The organism is Microbacterium sp. bgisy189, assembly GCF_965345345.1.
Classification (GTDB): domain Bacteria; phylum Actinomycetota; class Actinomycetes; order Actinomycetales; family Microbacteriaceae; genus Microbacterium.
In genome coordinates, this window is the sequence record NZ_CBDRMZ010000003.1 from 156,482 (window position 1) to 178,104 (window position 21,623).

Genomic DNA, 21,623 nt, shown 5'->3' on the forward strand with positions numbered 1-21,623 from the left:
CGTGCTCCGTCGGCCTGATTCCGCCCCGATTCGGCCCCGTGCGCCAGAAAGTGAGGAGTTCGGCACACGGAGTGGTGCAACCCGGCCCGTGCCGCGTGCCGTGCGCAACTCCTGAAAAACGGGTGCCGACGGCGCCGAAACGGGCCGATACGGGCCCTCGGGCGACAAAACTGAGGAGTTACGCACGGGATGCCGGGGTCAGTCGCGGTCGCGGAGGTCGGCCACGGGGCTCGCGAAGCCGGCGCGGTGCGTCGGGTGCTCGGCGAGGGATGCCGGGGTGATCAGTGCGCCGTCGGCTGCGGCCGAGGCGTAGATCGCCGCGACGATCTCGAACGAGCGGGCGGGGGCGTCGGCGGTGGGCGGCAGCGGCGAGCCGCTCAGCAGGGCGTCGAACACGTCGCGCAGCAACGGCGCGTGGTCGCTGCGCTCCTCGGCGTCGGGCAGCGCCCACGCGGCGGCCTCGTCCTCGAACCCCGGCGCCGGGGTGATCGACCAGTTCTCGTGGCCGTGCCCGTACAGGTGCTCGACCGTGATGGTCGCCTTCTGGGTGTCGATGCGAATGGCGCTGGTCTGCCGCGGCGACACCGCGCTGGTCACGACCTGCGCGACGACACCACCCGCGAACGTCACCGTCGCGGTCGAGGCGTCTTCGGTCTGCGTCTCACGGTCCAGGCGCCACAGGCGCCCCTGCACGCTGGTCCAGTCGCCGAGCAGGAACGCGAGCAGGTCGAGCTGGTGGATGCCGTGGCCGAGCGTCGTACCGCCCCCTTCGGTCTCCCACTTGCCGCGCCACGGCACCGCGAAGTAGTCGGTGTCGCGATACCAGAGTGTCTGACACACGGCGATGAGCGGGTGCCCGAGCGCGCCCGACGCCAGGAGTTGCTTCGCGTGCGCGGCCGCGGTGCCGGTGCGCTGCTGGAACACGACCGCGAGTTCGCGATCGGCGGCAGCGGCGGCGGCGCGCATGTCGTCGAGTTCGTCGAGCGACGGTGCCGGGGGCTTTTCGACGACGACGTGCGCGCCGGCCGCGAAGCTCGCGAGGGTCTGCTCGCGGTGAACCCCGGGCGGGGTGCAGATGAGCACGACGTCGGGGTGCTCGGCATCCAGCAGTTCGTCGAGCGTGTCGAAGACGGCCGGGCCGCCCCACTGCGCCGCGAAGTCGTCGGCCTTGCTGCGGGTCTGGTTGGTGACGGCGACCAGTTCGGCGTGCGGGTGGGCCTCGACCGCGCGGGCGTGGAAGTGTGCGACGGCGCCGGTTCCGACGATCGCGCAGCGCAGGGTGGTGGTCATCGGGGGTCCTCGGTGGTGGGGGTCTCGGGGTGGTCGCGGAGCTCTGCGACCAGGTTCGCGCCGGAGCTGGCAGCGAGGGCGGCGACCTCTGCCGTGCCGACGATGAGCGCCGCCGCGAGCACGAGTGTCGCGCCGGGGGCGAGCGGGGTCTCGTCGTAGAAGAACGGTGCGGGGTTCAGCCCGGCGTACTCCTCGCTGCGCGCGAACCAGGGGCTGGGGTCGGTGCCGGCGTCGAGCACGAGCACGCCGGCCGACCGGTCGGGGGCGACGAATGCGAGCCAGGGGCCGGGCTCGCCGCGCGCCGCATCTCCTGCGACGCCGCCTTCGGCGAGGATCTCGCCGCCGGTGAACGCGACCGGTCCGCGCCAGAAGATGCCCGCGTAGCCGGCGTTCTCGCGCCCCTTCGAGGTGGGCGAGCCGAAGCCGAGCACTGCGTCGGTCTCGTTGCGCAGGGCGCTGCGCCAGGTGAGCGCCCACGTGTCGGCGTCGAGCTCGCGTGCGGTCAGCGTGCGGTGTTCGGTGAGTACAAGCTCGCCGTCTTCGGCGATCCAGTCGAGGGCCTCGTCGATGCGTGCGATGCCGCCCGCGGCATCCCCGATCGGCGTGTCGGATGCCGCGAATCCGCGGTGCACCTGTGCCCCGTTGTTGGGCTGCTGCACGTATCCCTCACCGTGCACGTAGGTCGGCCCGCCCCAAAAGTTGTGGGTGCCGACGACGGGCAGTGCGAGCGAGAGGCCTTTGTGCCAGACGTGGTCGTCGGGGCGGTAGGCGGTGACCTCGGCGCCGCCGCGGGTGTGGAGCAGCGCGTAGGGGCGGGGTGATTCGAGCTGCGGCTCGGTGGGCGCGTAGACGTACTCGGCGAGCACACGGTCGCCGTCGCGCAGGTGCAGCCGGCCGTGGCCGTCGTCTTCGAATCTCATGTCTCTCCCCATCGAGATGGAACGTCTCACCCAGCCTACGCGCCCACCCAGGAAAGCGCTATCCCGCGTCTGGCTCCTTCACGCCCCGCTGCACCGCGTCATCTGGCGCGGTTCCACCGGCCCCGCATCCGCCTGAGCCGCCGCGTTCACACGCGCGCCCCTGCGCACCGCCCACCGCTCGCCGGTCACAATCTCGCTGTCCCGCCCCGTGATCGTGACAGCCGAGCGGGTGCGCACAACGCGTCCACGGCGCACGCAGACTGCTCGCCTGTCACGATCTCGGCCGCTCGACGCCGGATCGTGACAGGCGAGCAGTTGGGGGGTGCACCCAAGGAGAGGTCAAGCACCGGCCTGCGTGCGGTGCAGCTCGGCGTAGCGGCCGCCGGCGGCGAGCAGGTCGGCGTGTGAGCCGATCTCGACGATGCGACCCTTCTCGAGCACGACGATGCGATCGGCCTGACGGATGGTCGACAGCCGGTGCGCGACGACCAGGGTCGTCCGGCCCTGCATGAGGCGGTTGAGGGCATCCTTCACGAGCTCCTCCGACTCGGGGTCGAGAGCGCTCGTGGCTTCGTCGAGGAGCAGGATGCGGGGGTCGCGCACGAGCGCGCGGGCGATCGCGAGCCGCTGCCGCTGCCCGCCCGAGAGCCTCGCGCCGCGCTCGCCGACGACGGTGTCCCACCCGGCGGGCTGCGACTGCACGAACTCCCACGCATTCGCGTCGCGCAGCGCCTGCTCGATGCGCGCGTCGGTCGCGTCATCCAAGCCGTACGCCGTGTTCTCGCGGATGGTGCCCTCGAACAGCACCGACTCCTGCGGCACGACCGACACGAACCGTCGCACGGTGCGCAGGTCGAGGGCCTGCATGTCGACGTCATCGAGCAGGATGCGGCCGTCGGTGGGCCGTACGAACCCGAGCACGAGATTGAGCAGGGTCGACTTGCCCGACCCCGACGAGCCGACGAACGCGACCGTCTCGCCGGGCGCGATTTCGAGTGAGATGTCGCGGACGGCATCGGTCTCGGCGCCGTCGTAGCGGTGCGAGACGTGTTCGAGCGAGAGGGTGCCGGCCACGGCATCCGTCTCGCGCTTGCCCTCGTTCTGCTCGAGGTCCGGCTCTTGCAGCACCTCCGAGATCGACCGCATCGACTCGAGGCCGCGCGCGCCCACCGGAATCAGCATGAGCAGCGCCGTCAGGCCCGACGTCAACAGCGCGAAGTACGTCGACAGCAGCACGACCTCACCCGGAGTGATCGGCAGGATGCCGGTGAGCGAGAAGATCGCGGCGAGCACGAGGCAGCCGACGCCGAGGATCTGCATCGCGACCCACGAGATCGAGGCGACGTGCCCGTTGAGCATGTCGAGGCTGAGGCCGGCGCGGCGCACGCCGTCGGCGCCGGTCGCGACGCGCGAGACGGCGGTCTGCTCCAGGCCGTGCGCCCGGGTGACGGGAATGAGCGAGGCCATCTCGCCGACGCGCGCAGCGAAGCCTTCGACCTCGCGGCGGAACGTCTCGTTGCGTTGCCGCGACCGACGGCTGAGCGCCCAGCGCAGGCCGAGCGCGATCGGCACGGCGAGGGCGTAGACGGGCAGGAACTCGGGCACCATGACGGCGGTCATGCTGATCGCACCGATGAGGACCATCGTCGACGACAGCAGGGGGTGGGTCACCTGCTGCAGCATGAGCTCGATGTTCTCGACATCGCGCACGACCTTGGTCTGCACGATCGACGAGCTCACTCGCGTGTGGTAGCCGATCGAGAGGCTCTGCAGGCGGGCGGCGAGGGCGTTGCGCAGGTCGGCGCCGGTGTCGCGCACGACCGTCATGAAGTTGCGTGTGTAGAGGATGTGGTTCGGGTAGTTCTGCAGCAGCAGCACGACCGCGACGGCGAACCAGATGAGCACCGTCGAGACCTCGCCGCCGGTCGCGACGATGTCGATGATCTGGGCCGTGACGACCGGCAGGAACCACAGCGGAATCTCCTTCATCGCGAACGCGAGGATCGCGACGGTGAGTCGGCCTGGACGGCGCAGCAGCAGGCGGATCACCGACCGGGCGGGGCGGGGGCCCTCGACGACGCGGATCGTCCCGGTAAGCGTTTTCTGTGGCATGGTTCCATGCTATGACCTATCACCTCGCCGGAGACTCCACCGTCGCCCCGATGAAGCCGGGCGAAGAGCCGATGTCGGGGTGGGGGCACTTCCTCGAAGCCGCCTCGGGCGTGCCGACCCGCAACCTCGCCTTCGGCGGCGCGACGACCGCGTCGTTCGTCGCCGCGGGCTCCTGGCAGCAGCTCATCGGCGAGGTCGGGCCCGGCGACACCGTCGTCATCCAGTTCGGCCACAACGACCAGAAGCACGCCGATCTCGCCTCGCGCGGCGGCTACACCGAGCACCTCCACCGGTTCGTCGACGAGGTGCACGGCCGGGGCGCCGTCGCCGTGCTGTGCACGTCGTGCGAGCGACGGTGGATGAAGGGCGGTCGCATCACACCGACACACGGTGACTATCCGAACGCCGTCCGCGACCTCGCACACGAACTCGACGTGCCGCTGATCGATCTCAACGTCTTCACGACGTGGCTGTACGAAGACCTCGGCGACGAGGGATCGGCATCCCTAATGTCGCACTACGCGCCCGGCGAGACCGCCGCGTGGCCCGATGGCCTGGTCGACGACACCCACTTCCGCGACGTCGGCGCGCGCCGCATCGCCGCGTTCGTGGCCCGCTCGCTGCGCGCGATCGAACGCCGCGACGGCGATCGCCCGGCCCGCGGGTCGGGCCTCATCGCCTGATCGCCGCCGAGCCGCCGAGATTGCGCGAACTGTCGCGATTCCCGCCGTTTCGGCGCAATTCGCGCAATCTCGACAGCCGCGGCGGGCGGGGCGGCGATCTACCATGAGGGGGCGGAAAGGGATGCCATGGGCAAGACGCGGGTGACGATCACCGACGTGGCGCGCCACGCCTCGGTGTCGCTGTCGACCGTCTCGCGCGTCATGAACGACAACCCGACCGTCGACGCAGCCCTCGCCGATCGGGTGCGCGCGAGCGCCGCCGAACTCGGTTACACGGCCAGCCCCCTCGCCCGCAGTCTCGTGCTCGGCCGCACGCACACCGTCGCGGTCGTCGTGCCCGATCTCGGCAACCCGACGTTCCAGGCGATCCTTCGCGGCATCAGCCGCGCCGCTGCCATCGACGGCTATCACGTGCTCATCGCCGACTCCGCCGAGCAGGTCGACGAGGAGCGCCTGCTCGTCGACACGACGCGCCGCCGCACCGACGGCGTCATCCTGTGCGCGCCGCGCATGCCGGGCGATGACCTCGCTGCACTCCTGCCCACCGTCTCGCCGACCGTGGTCGTCAACCGCGAGCAGCAGACCGGCGTCCCGGTCGTCGCAGCCGACTACCGGGGCGCGACCGCGGCGCTCATCGAGCACCTCCGGGGGCTCGGCCACCGGCACCTCGCGTACCTCGCGGGCGTGCCGGGCAGCTCGTCGAACGCCGCACGGCTCGCCGCGATCGAGCAGGCGCTCGCCGACGACGCAGAGCTGCGCGTCGACGTGGTGCCCTGCGGCGTCGATGTGGATGCCGGTGGCGAAGCGGCATCCACCGTCCTCGAATCGGGTGCGACTGCGGTGCTGGCCTACAACGACCTGGTCGCGATCGGCCTGCTGTCAGCGATCGCCGACCGCGGCGTCTCGGTACCGGCCGAACTGTCGGTGACGGGTCTCGACGACATCCCCTTCGCGCGGCACGCCAAGCCGACACTCACGACCGCGGCCGTGCCCGCCGTCGAGCTGGGCGTGCAGGCGTGGGAGGCGATGCACGCGCTGCTCGCGGGCGAGACCGCCGAACCCGCCGTCGAGCTCGCCCCCGAGATCGTCGTGCGTGCCAGCACGGGGCCCGCGCCCCGGTAGTGCCCGGGGTCGCTGTCGTCGCGGTCCGCGCACGTCGCAGATTCGGAGATTGGTCGCAGATTCGGGTGCGATTGGCCCTGGCATCCGAATCTGGTGCCATTCTCCGAATCCGGTGCCCGCAGGTGCGACATCCATACGCGCAGGTTCGACATCCATACCCGCAGGTGCAGCGACGCGCGCCGCATGTTACGCTGAGAAAACGTTTCCTGAAAGCGTTTACCGATCCGAGTGACACGCTGCGACGGATCAACCACGATGCGAGGACGCATGAACACCACCCGGTACGCACTGATCGGCGCGGGCCACCGATCCCAGATGTACGTCGACGCGATCGTCGGCACATACGCCGACCGGGCGAGCCTGGTCGCGGTCTGCGAGCCGAACCCCGTGCGCGCCGACCGCACGGTGAAGCTCATGACGGATGCCGGGGTCGCAGCGCCCAGCGTCTGGCACCCCGACGACCTCGAGGCGATGATCGCCACCGAGCACATCGACCGGGTCGTCATCTGCGCCCGCGACGACCAGCACGCACCGCTCATCGTCCGCGCGCTCGAAGCCGGCGTCGATGTCGTGGTCGAAAAGCCGCTCACGATCGACGCGCCGAGCGCCGCCGCGATCGAGGATGTCGTCGAGCGCACCGGCCGCAAGGTCGTGCTGACGTTCAACTACCGCTACTCCCCCCGCAACTCGGCGCTGCGGCAGATCATCCAGGACGGCCGCATCGGCCGGGTCACGAGCATCGACTTCTCGTGGATGCTCGACACCAAGCACGGCGCCGACTACTTTCGCCGGTGGCACCGTGAGAAGGCGAACTCGGGTGGGCTGCTCGTGCACAAGTCGAGCCACCACTTCGACCTCGTCAACTGGTGGCTGCGATCGACCCCGACGCGCGTCTACGCCTCGGGCGGCCTACGGTTCTACGGCGCCGAGAACGCCGCCGCCCGCGGCCTCGGCGAGCGCCCCGAGCGCGGCACGCACGACGGGCCGCACGATCCGTTCGAGCTCGACCTGCGCGACGACCCCCGACTTGAAGCCCTCTACCTCGCGGCCGAATCGCACGACGGCTATGTGCGCGACCAGGACGTGTTCGGCCCCGGCATCACGATCGAAGACAACCTCGCACTCGTCGTCGACTACGCGTCGGGCGCGACGCTGTCGTACTCGCTCAACGCGCACGCCCCCTGGGAGGGGTACCGCGTCGCCGTCAACGGCACCGAGGGCCGCGCCGAACTCGAGGTGATCGAACGCGGCGCCGTGCTCGTCGACGAAGGCCTGCACCCTGTGCTCGACCCGTCGGCAACGGATGCCGCAGCTGCCGGCACCCTGCGCCCCCAGGGCGAGCGGCTCATCGTGCAGCGCCACTGGGAAGAAGCGGTCGAGGTGCCGATCGAGAACCTCGCGGGCGGTCACGGCGGCGGCGACGCACTGCTGCTGTCGGACGTGTTCGTGGGCCCCGGCGACGACCCGCTCGCCCGCCCCGCCGACTGGTCGGACGGTGTGCAGTCGATCGCCGTCGGCATCGCGGGCAACCGCTCACTCGAGACCGGCCTGCCGGTGCGCGTCGACGACCTCGGCATCCGTCTGCTCGCCGGCGCGGTTCGTTCGCGCCGAAGTGTCGCCGAACCGGGCGACGAGCAGCAGCTGGGCGCGAACGAACCCGCCGCGGAGCGAGCATGAGCCGTATCGTCGTCACCGGTGGCGCCGGGCGCCTGGGGCGGAGCCTCGTCGCGGGGCTCGCCGCGGCCGGCCATGACCTCGTCTCGATCGACCGTGCCGTCTCGGATGCCGCCGAGCTGATCGGCATCGAGCAGGTCGCCGTCGACCTCACCGACGCGACCGCCGCACGCCGGGCGCTCGAAGCCTCGCGCGCCGACGCGCTCGTGCACCTCGCGGCGATCGCGGTGCCCTTCAGCGCCCCCGAGCCGGTCATCATGCGCACCAACGCGAACCTCGCCGTCGGTGTGCTCGGCGGTGCGGTCGCCGCCGGCATCCCGAAGATCGTCGCCGCATCGAGTCCCACGGTGCTCGGCTACGGCTGCCCGACCGGGTGGACCCCCGAGCGCCTGCCGCTCGACGAAGACAGCCCCGCCCTGCCCTGGAACGCGTACGCGCTGTCGAAACTGCTCATCGAGCAGACGATCGGGATGCTGCACCGCCAGCACGGCGACGACACCCGCTTCGCGGCGTTCCGCCCTTGCTACGTGATCGCCCCCGAGGAGTGGGCGGGCGCTCCGACCCAGCAGGGCCACACGGTGCACGAACGGCTCGACGACCCGTCGCTGTCGGCGCCCGCACTGTTCAACTACGTCGACGCTCGCGATGTCGCACGCTTCGTCGACCGGCTCATCGCCGCGCTCGGCGAGATCCCCAACGGCGAGACGTTCTTCGTCGGCGCCGACGACGCGCTCGCCCGCGAACCGCTCGCAGACCTGCTGCCCCGCTTCCACCCGGGCACGGCGGCCGCCGCGGCCGATCTCGTCGGCACCGCGCCCGCGTTCTCGAACGCGAAGGCGAAGCGGATGATCGACTGGGCGCCGCAGCACCACTGGCGTGACAGCCTCATCGACCCTGCCACGACGGCAGCCACCACCCCCGACAGAACGGACGCGCCGGTATGAACTTCGACGGCATCCTCTTCTTCCCCGTCACCCCCTTCGATGCGCAGGGCCGGGTCGACGTCGACCTGTTGCGCACGCACATCGGCGACACCCTCGCGCACCATCCGGGCGGCGTGTTCCCCGCGTGCGGCACGGGCGAGTTCCACGCCCTGTCGGCGAGCGAGGCCGCGACCGTCGTGCGCGCCGCCGTCGAGACCGTCGGCGGGCGCGTGCCCGTCGTCGCCGGCACCGGCGGCCCGCTCGGCCACGCCCTCGAAGCCGCCCGTGCGGCAGCGGATGCCGGGGCCGACGCGCTCCTCGTCCTGCCGCCGTACCTCGTCGGCGGCACGCAGGACGGACTGGTGGCGTACGTCGAGCAGATCGCCGCGGCATCCGACCTGCCCGTCGTCGTCTACCACCGCGCGACGGCCCAGTTCACGCCCGCGACGGTGCGGCGCCTGGCCGAGAACCCGCGTGTCGTCGGCGTCAAGGACGGTGTCGGCGACCTCGCCACAGCACAGCTGATCGTGCGGGCCGTCGCCGAGACCGGCCGCGACGACTTCGCGTTCTTCAACGGACTGCTCACCGCCGAGCTCACGCAGGGCGCCTACCGCGGCATCGGCATCCCGCTGTATTCGTCGGCAGCCTTCGCGATGGTGCCCGAGGTCGCGAACGCGTTCTACCGCGCGTACGTCGACGGTGACGACGTACGCCGCATGCTGCTGCTCGACCGGTTCTACACGCCGCTCGTGGCCCTGCGCGACGAGACCCCCGGTTTCGGCGTCTCGCTCGTGAAGGCGGGCGTCCGTCTCGGCGGGCTGCCGGTCGGCCCTGTGCGCGCACCGCTCGTCGACCCGACGCCCGAGCAGACCGAACGGCTCGCCGCGATCCTCGACGCTGGACGCGCCCTGCTGTGACGACCCCCACGATCGCCGCCTTCGACACCCGCGCACTGCGGGTGCCGTTGACCCGGCCGTGGGCGGCCGACGTCACGAGCATCGGCGTCGTCGCGACCCACGTCGTGCGCAGCGACGGAGCCGAGGGCTGGGGGTTCTCGTGGACCCCGCAGATCGGGCTTGAGGCGGTGCACGCGCTGCTCGCGAACGACATCACGGCGTTCGCGGTCGGACGCGCAGCCGATCCCGCCGCACTGTGGCCGGCCGCGTGGGCGCACCTGCACGAAGCGGGCGGCGGCGGCGTGACGACGATCGCGCTCGCGGGGCTCGACCTCGCCCTGTGGGATGCCGAAGCGCGCGCCGTCGGGGCGGCCGTCTCCGACCTGCTCGGCAGGCGCCGCGAGTCGGTGCGCGCCTACGGCAGCGGCGTCAACCTGCACTACTCCATCGACGAACTCGTCGCGCAGGTGCAGCGGTGGGTGGATGCCGGCTTCGACGCCGTCAAGGTCAAGGTCGGCAAACCCGACCTCACCGAAGACGTCGACCGCATGGCGGCGGTGCGCGCGACGCTCGGCCCCGATCGCGCGCTCATGATCGACGCGAACCAGCGGTGGAGCCTCGACCGCGCGACGGCCTCGATCGAGGCGCTCGCGGCATCCGATCTCGCTTGGATCGAAGAGCCGCTGCGCGCCGATGACCTCGCCGGGCACACCGAACTCGCCCGCCGCCTCGCGAGCGGGTCGGGCGTGCCGATCGCGCTCGGCGAGAACGTGCACACGGTGCACCGCTTCGGCGACTTCTTGCGGGCGGGCGCGGCGCAGATCGTGCAGCCGAACATCGTGCGCGTCGGGGGCATCAGCCCGCTGCGCGAGATCGCCGACCTCGCGGTCGCCCACGGCGCCGCCCTGCATCCGCACCTGCTGCCCGAGCTCTCGGGGCAACTCGCGATGGTGCTGCCCGGCGACGTCGCCGAACCGCTCGCCGAAGACGTCGAAGACGCCGGATTCGGCGCGCTCGGCGCCCTGCGCGATACGAGCCCGGTGCGCATCGCCGACGGCATCCTGACCGAGACCCCGCACGTTGGCCTCGGCCTGAGGTTCGCGTGATGCTCGCATCCTTCCCTCGTCCGCCCCGGGTTCGTGGCACTTGTTGTCGCGTGCCGGACCGTGCGGCGACATCAACTGCCACGAACTCGACCATGCGTCGGTGAAAGGACCCCGAGATGACCACGACGACCGCTGAGCTCGACCGCATCGTGGCGGATGCCGCCGCCGCGGCGCACGTGTGGCGCACCAGCGACGCACCCACCCGTGCGGGGTGGCTGCGGGCCATCGCCGACGCGCTCGATGCGAACCGCGGCGAACTCGTCGAGATCGCCGACCGGGAGACCCGCCTCGGCGCGACGCGCCTCACCGGGGAGGTCGGCCGCACGACGGGGCAGCTGCGCCTGTTCGCGAGCGTCGTCGAAGAGGGCTCGTACCTCGAACTCACCGTCGATGACGCCGACCCGGCCGCCACGCCGCCGCGCCCCGAGCTGCGTCGCCTGCTCGTGGGGGTCGGCCCGGTCGCGGTGTTCTCGGCATCCAACTTTCCGTTCGCGTTCTCGGTGTGCGGCGGCGACACCGCCTCGGCTCTCGCGGCCGGCAACCCCGTGATCGTCAAGGCGCACTCGGGGCACCCCGAGCTCTCGCGCCGCACCGCCGAGGTCGCGATCGCCGCGTTGACGGATGCTGGGGCGCCTGCCGGATCGCTCGCCCTCGTCGAGGGCCGCGAGGCCGGCAACGCGCTCGTGCAGCATCCCGTCGTGCAGGCAGCGGGCTTCACCGGGTCGCTCTCGGGCGGCCGTGCCCTCTTCGACCTGGCGAGCGGCCGCCCCGACCCGATCCCGTTCTACGGCGAGCTCGGCAGCGTGAACCCTGTGGTCATCACCCCGGCGGCGGTCGTTGCGCGAGGCGACGCGCTGGCCGACGGGCTGGTCGGCTCGTTCACCCTCGGCGTGGGCCAGTTCTGCACGAAGCCGGGTGTCGTGTTCGTGCCTGACGGCGCCGGATTCGAGGATGCCGTCGCGACGCGAGTGGCCGCGGCATCCGGCGGTCCGCTGTTGACCGACCGCATCACCGACGCGTTCCCGGGCGGCATCGAGACGCTGCTCGGCGACCCGTCGGTGCAGGTCGCGGCGCACGGCGCTGAGACCCACGACGGGGCGCGCCCGGTCGTGCTGACGACGGATGCCGAGGCTGTTGCCGCCCGTCCTGAGGTGCTGCTGGAAGAGGTGTTCGGCCCGGTGACGCTGCTCGTGCGCTACGGCTCCGACGCCGACCTGCACGCTGCACTGGCTGCCGTGCCTGGGTCGCTCACCGCGACGCTGCACGCCGAGGAGGGCGACGCCGTCGACGAGACGCTCGAACTGCTGCAGGCGCGTGCAGGCCGTGTGCTGTTCGCCGGATGGCCGACGGGCGTCGCGGTGACCTGGTCGCAGCAGCACGGCGGCCCCTGGCCCGCGACGACGTCGCTGCACACGTCGGTCGGCGCCTCCGCCATCCGCCGGTTCCTGCGCCCCGTGACCTTCCAGGACGCCCCCGCGCACCTCCTCCCCGCGCCACTGCGCGACGAGTCCCTGGCATCCCTCCCCCACCGTCGCAACGGCACCCTGCGCGTGCCCTGACCCGAGCCTGCCGAGATTGCGCGAACTGTCGCCAAATGCGCCAAAAGGGCTCAGTTCGCGCAATCTCGGCAGCGCACGCAAGGATGGGCGCATGAGTTTCGACGCTGCCGTCAGTTGGGTCCGCCGCCGTGTCGATGATGGGCGCTTGCCGCACGCGGTGCTCGGCATCGCGACGAGCGAGGGTACGGCGCTGCTCGAGGCGTTCGGGCCGACGCGCACCGACGACCGGTACCCGCTGTTCTCGATCACGAAGCCGATCGTCGGCCTCGCGGCCGCCCGCGCGATCGAGCGCGGCCTGCTCACCCCGATGACGCCGTTGACCGACGCGGTGCCGGGCTTCGGGGCAGGGCGCGACGACATCGTGCGGCTGCGGCATCTCGCGAGCCACACGAGCGGCATCAGCGAACCGCCCCTCGACCCGACCGTGCCGCTCTCGCAGGAACTGGTCGCCCGCGGGCGCGACTTCGCCGCCGGCACCGCGTCGAGGTATTCGACGCTCGCGTTCGAGGGCATCGGTGCGCTCATCGAGCACGCGACGGGGCAGACATGGGATGCCGCGGTCGCAGGCATCGCGAACGAGCTCGGCGCCGACGGGCTGCACCTCGATCTCGCGTCGGCGCATCCGGTCGTCGACGCGGCTGCAGCCGGCGTCGACATGGAACGCTTCGCCGCGGCGCGCAACCCCGGCGCCGGGCTCGCCGGTCGCGCCGACGATCTGCTGCGCCTCGGTACGGAACTGCTGCAGATCGGGGGCGGCAAGACCGGCGGCATCGTCCAGCCCGCGACGCTGGAGATGATGCTGCGTCCGTTGACCGGCGGCATCCCCCGGCTCGAACCGTACCCGGCCGAGCGCGGCCAGGACTGGGGCTTCACCTGGAACCTGCGCACCCGCGCCCCCGGCCTCATCGACCGTGACGTGTACGGGCACGGCGGCTGGGCGGGCACGGAGTTCTGGGTGCACCCGACCGCCGGCATCGCCTGGGTGCTGCTGACGGCCCGCGCGATGCGCGACGGCATCGACGCCGACGAACTCGACAACGCCATCATCGCCGCGCGCTGACCCCGGCACGCCCGTACCGTCTGCAGGAGATCCTGTGACGGGTGTGACTGAAGACGGGTCGGCCGCCACATCCGTCACGAAAACTCCTGCGGAGCGCTCGCGACCGAACACCGGATGCCGCGACCCCGACGACGAGCACCCAACCCCGAACCACCCGGACATGGAGCTCGCCGCCGGCGCGGTCCGTATGACGCGCCGACGGCGAGGGTCTGTGGGCGCTCTCGACGCCGTCGACGCGACGTGGCGCCGACGGATCCGAAAACGTTTTTCCGGGCCACCGTATCGGCTGCGCGCGCCGAGCACAAGCAAAAACTGAAACGTGCAAATCTCCTCTTGCGCAATGGTGCGGAGCCGTGTCAGGATCGACGGCACACGAACGGAATGCGCTTTCCGGCGTAGGAACCGATGTGGCTGTCCCCACAGCCGCATCTGCACCGGAGACCACCCATCCGTTCGGCCGCGGCGAGTCCGTACGTCCGGCACACACGCACGACACCTCTGCACTGCTGCAGGGGTCTCGCGCGCCCTTCGCCAGTGATGTCCGAGGAGAAACCGTGCCCACCCAACCCTCCCCACGCCGCGCGCGCACCATCGTCGCGACCGGCGCCAGCTGCGCCGTCGTCGGCGCGCTGCTGATCGCCGCCCCCGCGTCGGCAGCGCTCGCACCGGATGCCGACGGCATCTGGCGCTTCGACTTCGGCACGGCGACGAGCCCCGTCGCCGATGACCACCAGCAGGTGCTCACCACCTCGCTGTACGACGAGACCGAAGGGTGGGGCATCACCCTTCCCGACGGCGCGTCGCTGTTCGACCGCGACCGCACCGGCAACCGCACGCCGGCCGACCCGCTCGCCGAAGACTTCGTCGCCGGCACGAACTGGGGCTTCCAGCTCGACGATGTGCCCGAGGGCGAGTACGACGTCACCCTCAGCATCGGCGACGCGCTCGTGGGCACCTCGAGCACGAACGCCACGATGACGCTCGAAGGCGAGGCGCAGACCCGCCTGACGACGGCGCGCGGCGCCACCACAACCGAGACGTTCCGCACGACCGTCAGCGACGGGCAGCTCACCGTCGGGTTCACCGGCAGCGGCCTCGGCGCCTACGTCAACGGCCTCGTCGTCACCCCCGTCGTCCCGACCGCTCCCGAGAACCTCGCCGTCACCCGCGTCGCGTGGGATGCCGTGGACCTCGCGTGGGATGCCGCCGACGGCGCCGCGACCTACCGCGTCGAGCGCGCCGACGTGACCGATGGCGCCACCGGCACGTTCGCGACCGTGGCCGAGGGTCTCACCAACCCCGCCTACAGCGACAGCGCCGTCGAGGTGGGCGGCTCCTACGCGTACCGGGTCGTCGGCGTCAGCTCGTACGACCGCGACTCCGACCCGTCGGCCGAGGTCACGAGCGGCGAGATCCCCGAGCTCGCCGCCCCGGCATCCCCCGCCGACCTCGCGGCGACCGTCAGCGCCGCGAACGTGACCCTCGGCTGGTCGGCGGTACCCAACGCCGCCGACTACCTCGTCGAGCGCGCGACCGCAGGCGGCACCGACTTCGCCGAGATCGCCGTCGTCGACGCTCCCGGCCACGTCGATTCCGTCGACACCTCGACCGCGTGGACCTACCGCGTCACCGCGCGCAACCAGGCGGGCACCTCCGACCCGGCCACCGTGGATGCGGCGGCCTACGTCGCCCCCGCTCCCCTGCCGGACGGCGATGTCGTCACCTTCGACTTCGGCCCCGGTGCCGTCGCCGACGGCGCGCTCCCGGTCACGAGCGCCACGGCGCTCGACGACGCGTGGGGCTACGGATTCTCGACCGCACCGACCGCCACCGATGCCGACGTCGACCGCGGCGGCGACGCCCTGCGCGGCGACTTCGTCGCGGCAGCAGGCGGCACGTTCGAGATCGATCTCGGCGCGGGCGACTACGCCGTGCAGCTGGTCTCGGGCGACGCCGAGAACGCCACCACGACGACCGTGACAGCGGAGGGGATCGCGAAGGTGCTCGCCAACCCGCAGGCCGCCGGCGCATACCTCGATATGGCGTTCCCGATCGCCCTCGTCGACGGGGTGCTGACGCTGCAGGTCGGTGGGGATGCCGCGGCCCTCAACGCCCTGACGATCACCCGTCTGCCCGACCGCGTCGCCGGCGCGATCACGACCGCCTACATCTCGGGCGACTCGACGGTGCAGACCTACGACCCGATCGCCTACGCGCCGCAGGCCGGCTGGGGCCAGATGATCGACCGGTTCTTCGCCGACGACATCGCCTTCGCCAACCACGCGATCGGCGGCCGCTCGTCGAAGAACTTCATCACGCAGGGGCGTCTCGATGAGATCCTGCGCGCGATCCGCCCCGGCGATTACCACCTCATCCAGTTCGGCCACAACGACGCCACACAGGGCGTGGATGACCGGTATGCGAGCCCCGAGGACTACAAGGAGTATCTGCGCACCTACGTCGAGGGCACGCGTCAGCGCGGCGCGACCCCGATTCTCGTGACCCCGGTGAGCCGCCGCAGCTTCAACGCCGAGACGGGTCAGTTCAACGTGAGCTTCCCCGAGTACGTCGCGAAGATGACCGAGCTCGCCGTGGAAGAGGACGTGCTGCTGGTCGACCTGTCGGCATCCAGCCGCGCCTACCTGAACGAGATCGGGCCGGAGGCGGCCAAGGCCGTGTTCTTGCACGTCGATCCGGGTGTGTTCCCGAACCGCCCCGCCGGCACCGTCGACGACACGCACTTCCAGGAGTACGGCGCCATTCAGATGGCCCGCCTGATCGCGCAGGACGTCGCAGAGCTCGACGACCCGCTGGCCGCCGAGGTGGCCGACATCGAGCCGCCCGCCGAGGTGCCGGTCGCCCCGCAGAACCTGGTGGCGGGTGCCATCAGCAACGGTGGCGCGACACTGCAGTGGGATGCGTCGCCGACGGCCGACATCTACAAGATCTACCGGCAGGCGGTCGCCGACCCCGAGCCGGAGTGGACACTCGTGGGCATGGTCACCCAGACCAGCTCGATCGTGCAGGGACTGCTCGAGGGCACCGGGTACCGCTACCAGGTCACGGCCGTCAACGGTCGCGGCGAGTCCGAGCCGAGCAGCGTCGTCACCTTCACGACGAAGCAGGCGTTGTACAAGTTCGACTTCCAGCTGTCGGGCAACCCGCTCATGGCCGGGTACACCGAGGTGACCCCCGACATGGGCTACACCGCCGAGCGCGGCTTCGGGTTCGAGGTGCCGCTGGCGGCGAACGCCGGCCGCGACCGCGGCGCTGCCGACGGCGCCGCGAACGACCTGGTGCGCGACTTCATGCTGCCTGGTTCGTCGTCGACGTTCTCGCTCGACGTGCCCAACGGCACCTACTCGGTGAAGACGTACTCGGGCGACTGGATCGGCACCAGCTCGACCAGCTTCCGCATCGAGGGGCTGGCTGCCGGTTCGGGCAACGCGGGGCGCGGCAGCGTCAACGCGACCCTGCGCGGTCCGTTCCTCGTCACCGACGGGCAGTTGAACGTCGAGGCCTACGGCAATGCCGCAGGCAGCCGCTTCAACGGTCTCGAGGTCACGCCGATCCTCCTCGGCCCGACCGGACTCGAGGTGACGTCGGTGGATGCCGATCCCTCCGCTCCCGCCGTCTCGTTGGCGTGGGATGCCGAGTCGGGTCTCACCTGGAACGTGTACCGCCAGTCACCATTCGACGCGGCACCGCAGCTGGTCGGCACGACCGATGAGCCGGCCTACGTCGACACCGGCGCGCGCGTCGGGCTCGACTACAGCTACCACGTGACCGCAGTCGATCAGACCGACCTCGAGTCGGTGCCGTCCGAGACGGTCGAGGTGTCGCTCGTCGACCCCGACGTCGACGAGCCCACCGCGGCGCAAGACCTGACGGTCGAACGCATCGAGGCGCGCGAGGTCGAGATCTCGTGGGCAAGCCCCCTGGGCGCGGAGTACTTCTTGGTGTTCCGCTCCGAGGTGGCAGGTGAGCAGGGCGAGCTGGTGGGCATCGCGCCGACGGGCCGCTACACCGACACCGGCGTGCTGACGACGATCCCGTATTTCTACTCGGTCGTCGCCGTCAACGCCGGCGGCACGGGCCCGGCATCCGACCAGCTCGCGACCGAGGCGGTCACGGTGCTGCAGCGGCAGGCCGAGTACCTCGATCGCGCCCCGTCTGCCGTGCAGACCGACGACGGTGTGCTGGTGACCTGGCGACTGCTCGGCACCGACCCGGCATCCGTGGCCTTCCATGTCTACCGTGACGGCGAGCGCATCACCGACGAGCCGATCACCGACTCGACGAACCTGCTCGACGCCGACGGCACCGAGAACAGCGAGTACTTCGTCACGAAGGTGCTGGGAGACGTCGAGACGACCGAGACCGACCCGTTCGGGGTGCGGACCGCCGCCTACCTGTCGGTGCCGCTCGACAAGCCGGCCGACGCCTACACGAAGGACGGCCAGCCGTATTCGTACTCGGCCAACGACACCTCCGTGGGCGATGTCGACGGTGACGGGCAGTACGAACTGATCGTCAAGTGGTACCCGTCGAACGCGAAGGACAACTCGCAGGCCGGCTACACGGGCAACGTCTACGTCGACGCCTACCGCCTCGACGGCACGAAGCTGTGGCGCATCGACCTGGGTGTCAACATCCGTGCCGGCGCCCACTACAGCGACCTGATGGTCTACGACTTCGACGGTGACGGGCGGGCAGAGCTCATCACCCGCACCGCCGACGGCACGATCGACGGTGTCGGGCAGCCCATCGGCAACGCCAGCGCCGACCACCGCAACAGCTCGGGCTACGTGCTGCAGGGACCGGAGTTCCTGACGGTCTTCGACGGGCAGTCGGGTGCCGCGATCGACACGGTCGACTACATCCCGCCGCGCGGCGATGTGGGCGCGTGGGGTGACACCTACGGCAACCGTGTCGACCGGTTCCTCGCGTCGGTCGCCTACCTCGACGGTGAGCACCCGAGCGCGATCTTCAGCCGCGGCTACTACACGCGCGCTGTCGTCGCCGCATACGACTTCGACGGTTCCGAGCTGAGCAGCCGTTGGGTGATCGACTCGAACGAAGCGGATGCCGCCGGCCTGTACGGCGAGGGCTACCACTCGATGTCGGTGGCCGACGTCGACGGCGACAGCAAGGACGAGGTGATCTTCGGATCGGCGACGATCGACGACGACGGCGAGCTGCTCTACGCCACGGGCCTCGGCCACGGCGACGCGCAGCACGTGTCGGACCTCGACCCGTCGCGCCCCGGTCTGGAGATCTTCTCGGCCCACGAGAACATGTCGGCTTCGGGCAACCGCGGCGCCACGTTCCGCGACGCCCGCACCGGCGAGATCCTGTGGGAGATCCCCGCGACCGTCGACACGGGTCGTGCCGCCGCAGGCGACATCGACCCGCGCTACGAGGGCGCCGAGGGCTGGGCCGTTGGTGGCGACGCCGCCTGGAACTCCCGCGAGGGCTCCCTCATGTCGGCGTCCGGTGAGCGCATCGGCGACGTCATCCCGGCGGCGAACTTCCTCGCCTGGTTCGACGGCGACCCGCTGCGCGAAATCGTCGACCACTCCTTCAACCAGGAGGAGTACTGGGGATCGCCGACGGTGTCGAAGTGGAACTGGGAGACCCAGACCGAAGAGGTCATCTTGGCCGACGAGGGCGCCCGGTCGAACAACGGCACGAAGGGCACACCCAACCTGCAGGCCGACCTGTTCGGCGACTGGCGTGAAGAGATCGCGTGGCGCTCGGCGGACTCGTCCGAGCTGCGCATCTACTCGACGACCGACGTCACCGAGTACCGCATCCCGACGCTCATGCACGACATGCAGTACCGCGTCGCGGTGGCCTGGCAGAACACCGGATACAACCAGCCTCCGCACCCGTCGTTCTTCATCGGCGAAGGCATGGATGCAGCCCCGCTGCCGTCCATCGCCGTCACCGGCGCAGCGGGCGAGGGCGACACGACCGCCCCGGTCATCTCGGGACTCCCGGCAGACGGCACCCTCCTGCCCGACTCGGCGACCTACACGGTCGCGGTGACGGCGGAAGACCCGGAGTCGGGTGTGCGAAACCTCGACATCGCGTTCGACGGTGAGGCGGTGGCGCCCGGTCAGCAGATCGATCTCGTCGCCGGCATCCACACCGTCTCGGTGACGGCGGTCAACCACGACGGTGTCGTGGCCCAGGCCTCCGCACAGCTGACGGTGTTCGAGGACGAGGGGGCGACGAAGGCACCCGCCCGCGGCACCCTGTCGACCGACAGCGGCCACGACGGTCTGCCCGACGGCTCGTTCACGGTGTCGATGAACCTCTGGTGGGGTGTCAACGGTTCGGTGTTCCGCCTGTACGAGAACGGTGAGCTGATCTCGACGCAGCTGCTCGATGCGAACTCACCCAACGCGCAGGTCAAGACCGTCGACGTCGCGGGCCGCTCCAACGGCACGTACGTCTACACGGGCGAGCTCATCAACGCAGTGGGCGTCACCAAGACGACCTCCGTGACGGTGAAGGTGAAGGATGCCGCACCGGCCACCCCCGTGCTCTCGCACGACAATTGGGACCGGGACGGGGCCTACACCCTGACGTCGAACCTGTGGTGGGGCACGAACGCCACCTCGTACCGCCTCTACGAGAACAGCACGCTGATCGACGAGCAGCAGCTCGTCGCCGCCTCACCGAGCGCGCAGCAGGCCAAGACCGCGGTCACCGGCCGCGCGGCAGGCACGTACGAGTACGTCGCCGTGTTCGCCAACGCCGCGGGCGAGACCAGCTCGAAGCCGGTCACGGTCACCGTGCGCTGACGATTCCCGAGACGAAGCCCGTCGGAAGCTCCTGCTTCCGGCGGGCTTCTGTCGTGTACTGGCCGTCGGTCGTGTACCGGTCGTCGGAACGCTGACGTGGCTCGACGCGGTCGCGAAGATGACGAGCGCCGTTTGCGCCTCGGCGCGGTTCCCCTGTTGAGTGGTGGGAGGTGGGAGTGTGTTGCCGCCGGTTCGCATCGAACTGATAGCATGTTTACGTCAACACACCGCGCGATCGCGAACGAAGGAACGACATGAGCTGGCTCGTCACGGGAGGCGCCGGATACATCGGCGCACACATCGTCCGCGCACTGCGAGATGCGGGCATGAGCCCCGTCGTCATCGACGACCTCTCCAGCGGCCACGCGGCGTTCGTGCCGGAGGGCGTGCCGTTCGTGCAGGGGACGATCCTCGACCGCGACCTGGTCACCTCGACGCTTCGCGACCACGGCGTGACCGGCGTCATCCACGTCGCCGGGTTCAAGTACGCCGGCGTCTCGGTGCAGCGCCCCCTCCACACCTACGAGCAGAACGTCGACGCCACGCGTATCGTGCTGCAGTCGATGGCGGATGCCGGTGTCACGAACCTCGTGTTCTCCTCCAGCGCGGCCGTCTACGGCACGCCCGACGTCCCGCTCGTGACCGAAGACCTGCCCAAGCGCCCCGCCTCCCCGTACGGCGAGTCGAAGCTCATCGGCGAATGGCTCATCCGCGACCAGGCCGTCGCGACCTCGGCATCCGACGCGCCCCTGCGGCACACGTCGCTGCGGTACTTCAATGTCGTCGGCTCGTCCGACAAGGCCGTCTACGACACGAGCCCGCACAACCTCTTTCCGATCGTGTTCGAAAAGCTCATCGCGGGCGAGACGCCGCGCATCAACGGCGACGACTACGACACCCCCGACGGCACCAATGTGCGCGACTACGTGCACGTCGGCGACATCGCGGCCGCCCACGTCGTGGCCGCCCAGCGCCTCGCCGGCGGCGAGCCCGTCGAGGCCGCGTACAACCTCGGGTCGCAGAACGGCCTGTCGGTGAAGCAGATCATGGACGCCATGGCCCGGGTCACCGGCATCGACTTCACCCCCGAGATCGGGCCGCGCCGTCCCGGCGACCCCGACCGCATCGTCGCCACCGGCGAACTCGCCGCCCGCGACCTCGACTGGCAGAACCGCTACACCGTCGACGAGATGGTCCGCACCGGCTGGGAGGCCCGCCGCGCCGCCCTCTGACGGCCCGTCCCCGTTCAGTACTCGGGCTCGCCGCCTTCGGCCATTTGCGGCCACGGTTCGCGCGGAGCCGGTTCAACATTCAGTCCCGTAGCCCGTGCCACCCGTCACGCGCCGCGAGATTCCGCGGGGCGGCAGCGCCGACGTGGCCGCAAAGACTGAATATCGAACGGCGACGCTCCGCGAACGGCGACGCTCCGCGAACGGCGGTGCACCGTGCATGGCGGGCACGACGAA

Annotated in this window: 13 protein-coding genes; 10 read left to right on the forward strand and 3 right to left on the reverse strand. The window is 70.8% G+C overall.

Annotation, left to right across the window (positions count from 1 at the left end):
- Positions 1-198: 198 nt before the first annotated feature.
- The 3 genes from ACSF8R_RS06065 to ACSF8R_RS06075 all read right to left on the reverse strand — a co-directional run bounded on the left by ACSF8R_RS06065 (position 199) and on the right by ACSF8R_RS06075 (position 4,322).
- Positions 199-1,290, reverse strand: coding sequence for a Gfo/Idh/MocA family protein (locus tag ACSF8R_RS06065; protein WP_434810958.1), 1,092 nt, complete (start codon positions 1,288-1,290; stop codon positions 199-201).
- Positions 1,287-2,210: a PmoA family protein gene (locus ACSF8R_RS06070; protein ID WP_434810959.1), complete on the reverse strand. Its 924-nt coding sequence runs from the start codon at positions 2,208-2,210 to the stop codon at positions 1,287-1,289. Before ACSF8R_RS06070 ends, ACSF8R_RS06065 begins: the two co-directional genes overlap by 4 nt.
- A 339-nt stretch (positions 2,211-2,549) precedes the next feature.
- Positions 2,550-4,322 carry an ABC transporter ATP-binding protein gene (locus tag ACSF8R_RS06075; protein WP_434810960.1) on the reverse strand — a complete coding sequence of 591 codons (1,773 nt, stop codon included), beginning with the start codon at positions 4,320-4,322 and terminating at the stop codon, positions 2,550-2,552.
- Positions 4,323-4,333: 11 nt separating this feature from the next.
- On the opposite strand from ACSF8R_RS06075, the gene ACSF8R_RS06080 reads away from it, so the two are divergent.
- From ACSF8R_RS06080 to galE, 10 genes are all read left to right on the forward strand, one after another.
- Positions 4,334-5,005, forward strand: coding sequence for a rhamnogalacturonan acetylesterase (locus ACSF8R_RS06080; protein ID WP_434810961.1), 672 nt, complete (start codon positions 4,334-4,336; stop codon positions 5,003-5,005).
- A 126-nt stretch (positions 5,006-5,131) separates the two neighbouring features.
- Positions 5,132-6,127 carry a LacI family DNA-binding transcriptional regulator gene (locus ACSF8R_RS06085; protein ID WP_434810962.1) on the forward strand — a complete coding sequence of 332 codons (996 nt, stop codon included), beginning with the start codon at positions 5,132-5,134 and terminating at the stop codon, positions 6,125-6,127.
- A gap of 267 nt (positions 6,128-6,394) precedes the next feature.
- On the forward strand, positions 6,395-7,804 hold the full coding sequence (locus ACSF8R_RS06090; RefSeq protein WP_434810963.1) for a Gfo/Idh/MocA family protein: 1,410 nt from the start codon (positions 6,395-6,397) through the stop codon (positions 7,802-7,804).
- Positions 7,801-8,745 carry an NAD-dependent epimerase/dehydratase family protein gene (locus ACSF8R_RS06095; protein ID WP_434810964.1) on the forward strand — a complete coding sequence of 315 codons (945 nt, stop codon included), beginning with the start codon at positions 7,801-7,803 and terminating at the stop codon, positions 8,743-8,745. Before ACSF8R_RS06090 ends, ACSF8R_RS06095 begins: the two co-directional genes overlap by 4 nt.
- Entirely contained in the window at positions 8,742-9,641 is a 900-nt protein-coding gene (locus ACSF8R_RS06100; protein WP_434810965.1) for a 5-dehydro-4-deoxyglucarate dehydratase, read from the forward strand. Before ACSF8R_RS06095 ends, ACSF8R_RS06100 begins: the two co-directional genes overlap by 4 nt.
- Entirely contained in the window at positions 9,638-10,726 is a 1,089-nt protein-coding gene (locus ACSF8R_RS06105; RefSeq protein ID WP_434810966.1) for a mandelate racemase/muconate lactonizing enzyme family protein, read from the forward strand. Before ACSF8R_RS06100 ends, ACSF8R_RS06105 begins: the two co-directional genes overlap by 4 nt.
- A gap of 116 nt (positions 10,727-10,842) precedes the next feature.
- Positions 10,843-12,285: an aldehyde dehydrogenase (NADP(+)) gene (locus tag ACSF8R_RS06110; RefSeq protein ID WP_434810967.1), complete on the forward strand. Its 1,443-nt coding sequence runs from the start codon at positions 10,843-10,845 to the stop codon at positions 12,283-12,285.
- Positions 12,286-12,376: 91 nt separating this feature from the next.
- Positions 12,377-13,345: a serine hydrolase domain-containing protein gene (locus tag ACSF8R_RS06115; protein ID WP_434810968.1), complete on the forward strand. Its 969-nt coding sequence runs from the start codon at positions 12,377-12,379 to the stop codon at positions 13,343-13,345.
- Positions 13,346-13,899: 554 nt separating this feature from the next.
- Entirely contained in the window at positions 13,900-20,157 is a 6,258-nt protein-coding gene (locus tag ACSF8R_RS06120) for a fibronectin type III domain-containing protein (protein WP_434810969.1), read from the forward strand.
- Positions 20,158-20,411: 254 nt separating this feature from the next.
- On the forward strand, positions 20,412-21,389 hold the full coding sequence (gene galE, locus ACSF8R_RS06125; protein ID WP_434810970.1) for a UDP-glucose 4-epimerase GalE: 978 nt from the start codon (positions 20,412-20,414) through the stop codon (positions 21,387-21,389).
- Positions 21,390-21,623: the final 234 nt, after the last annotated feature.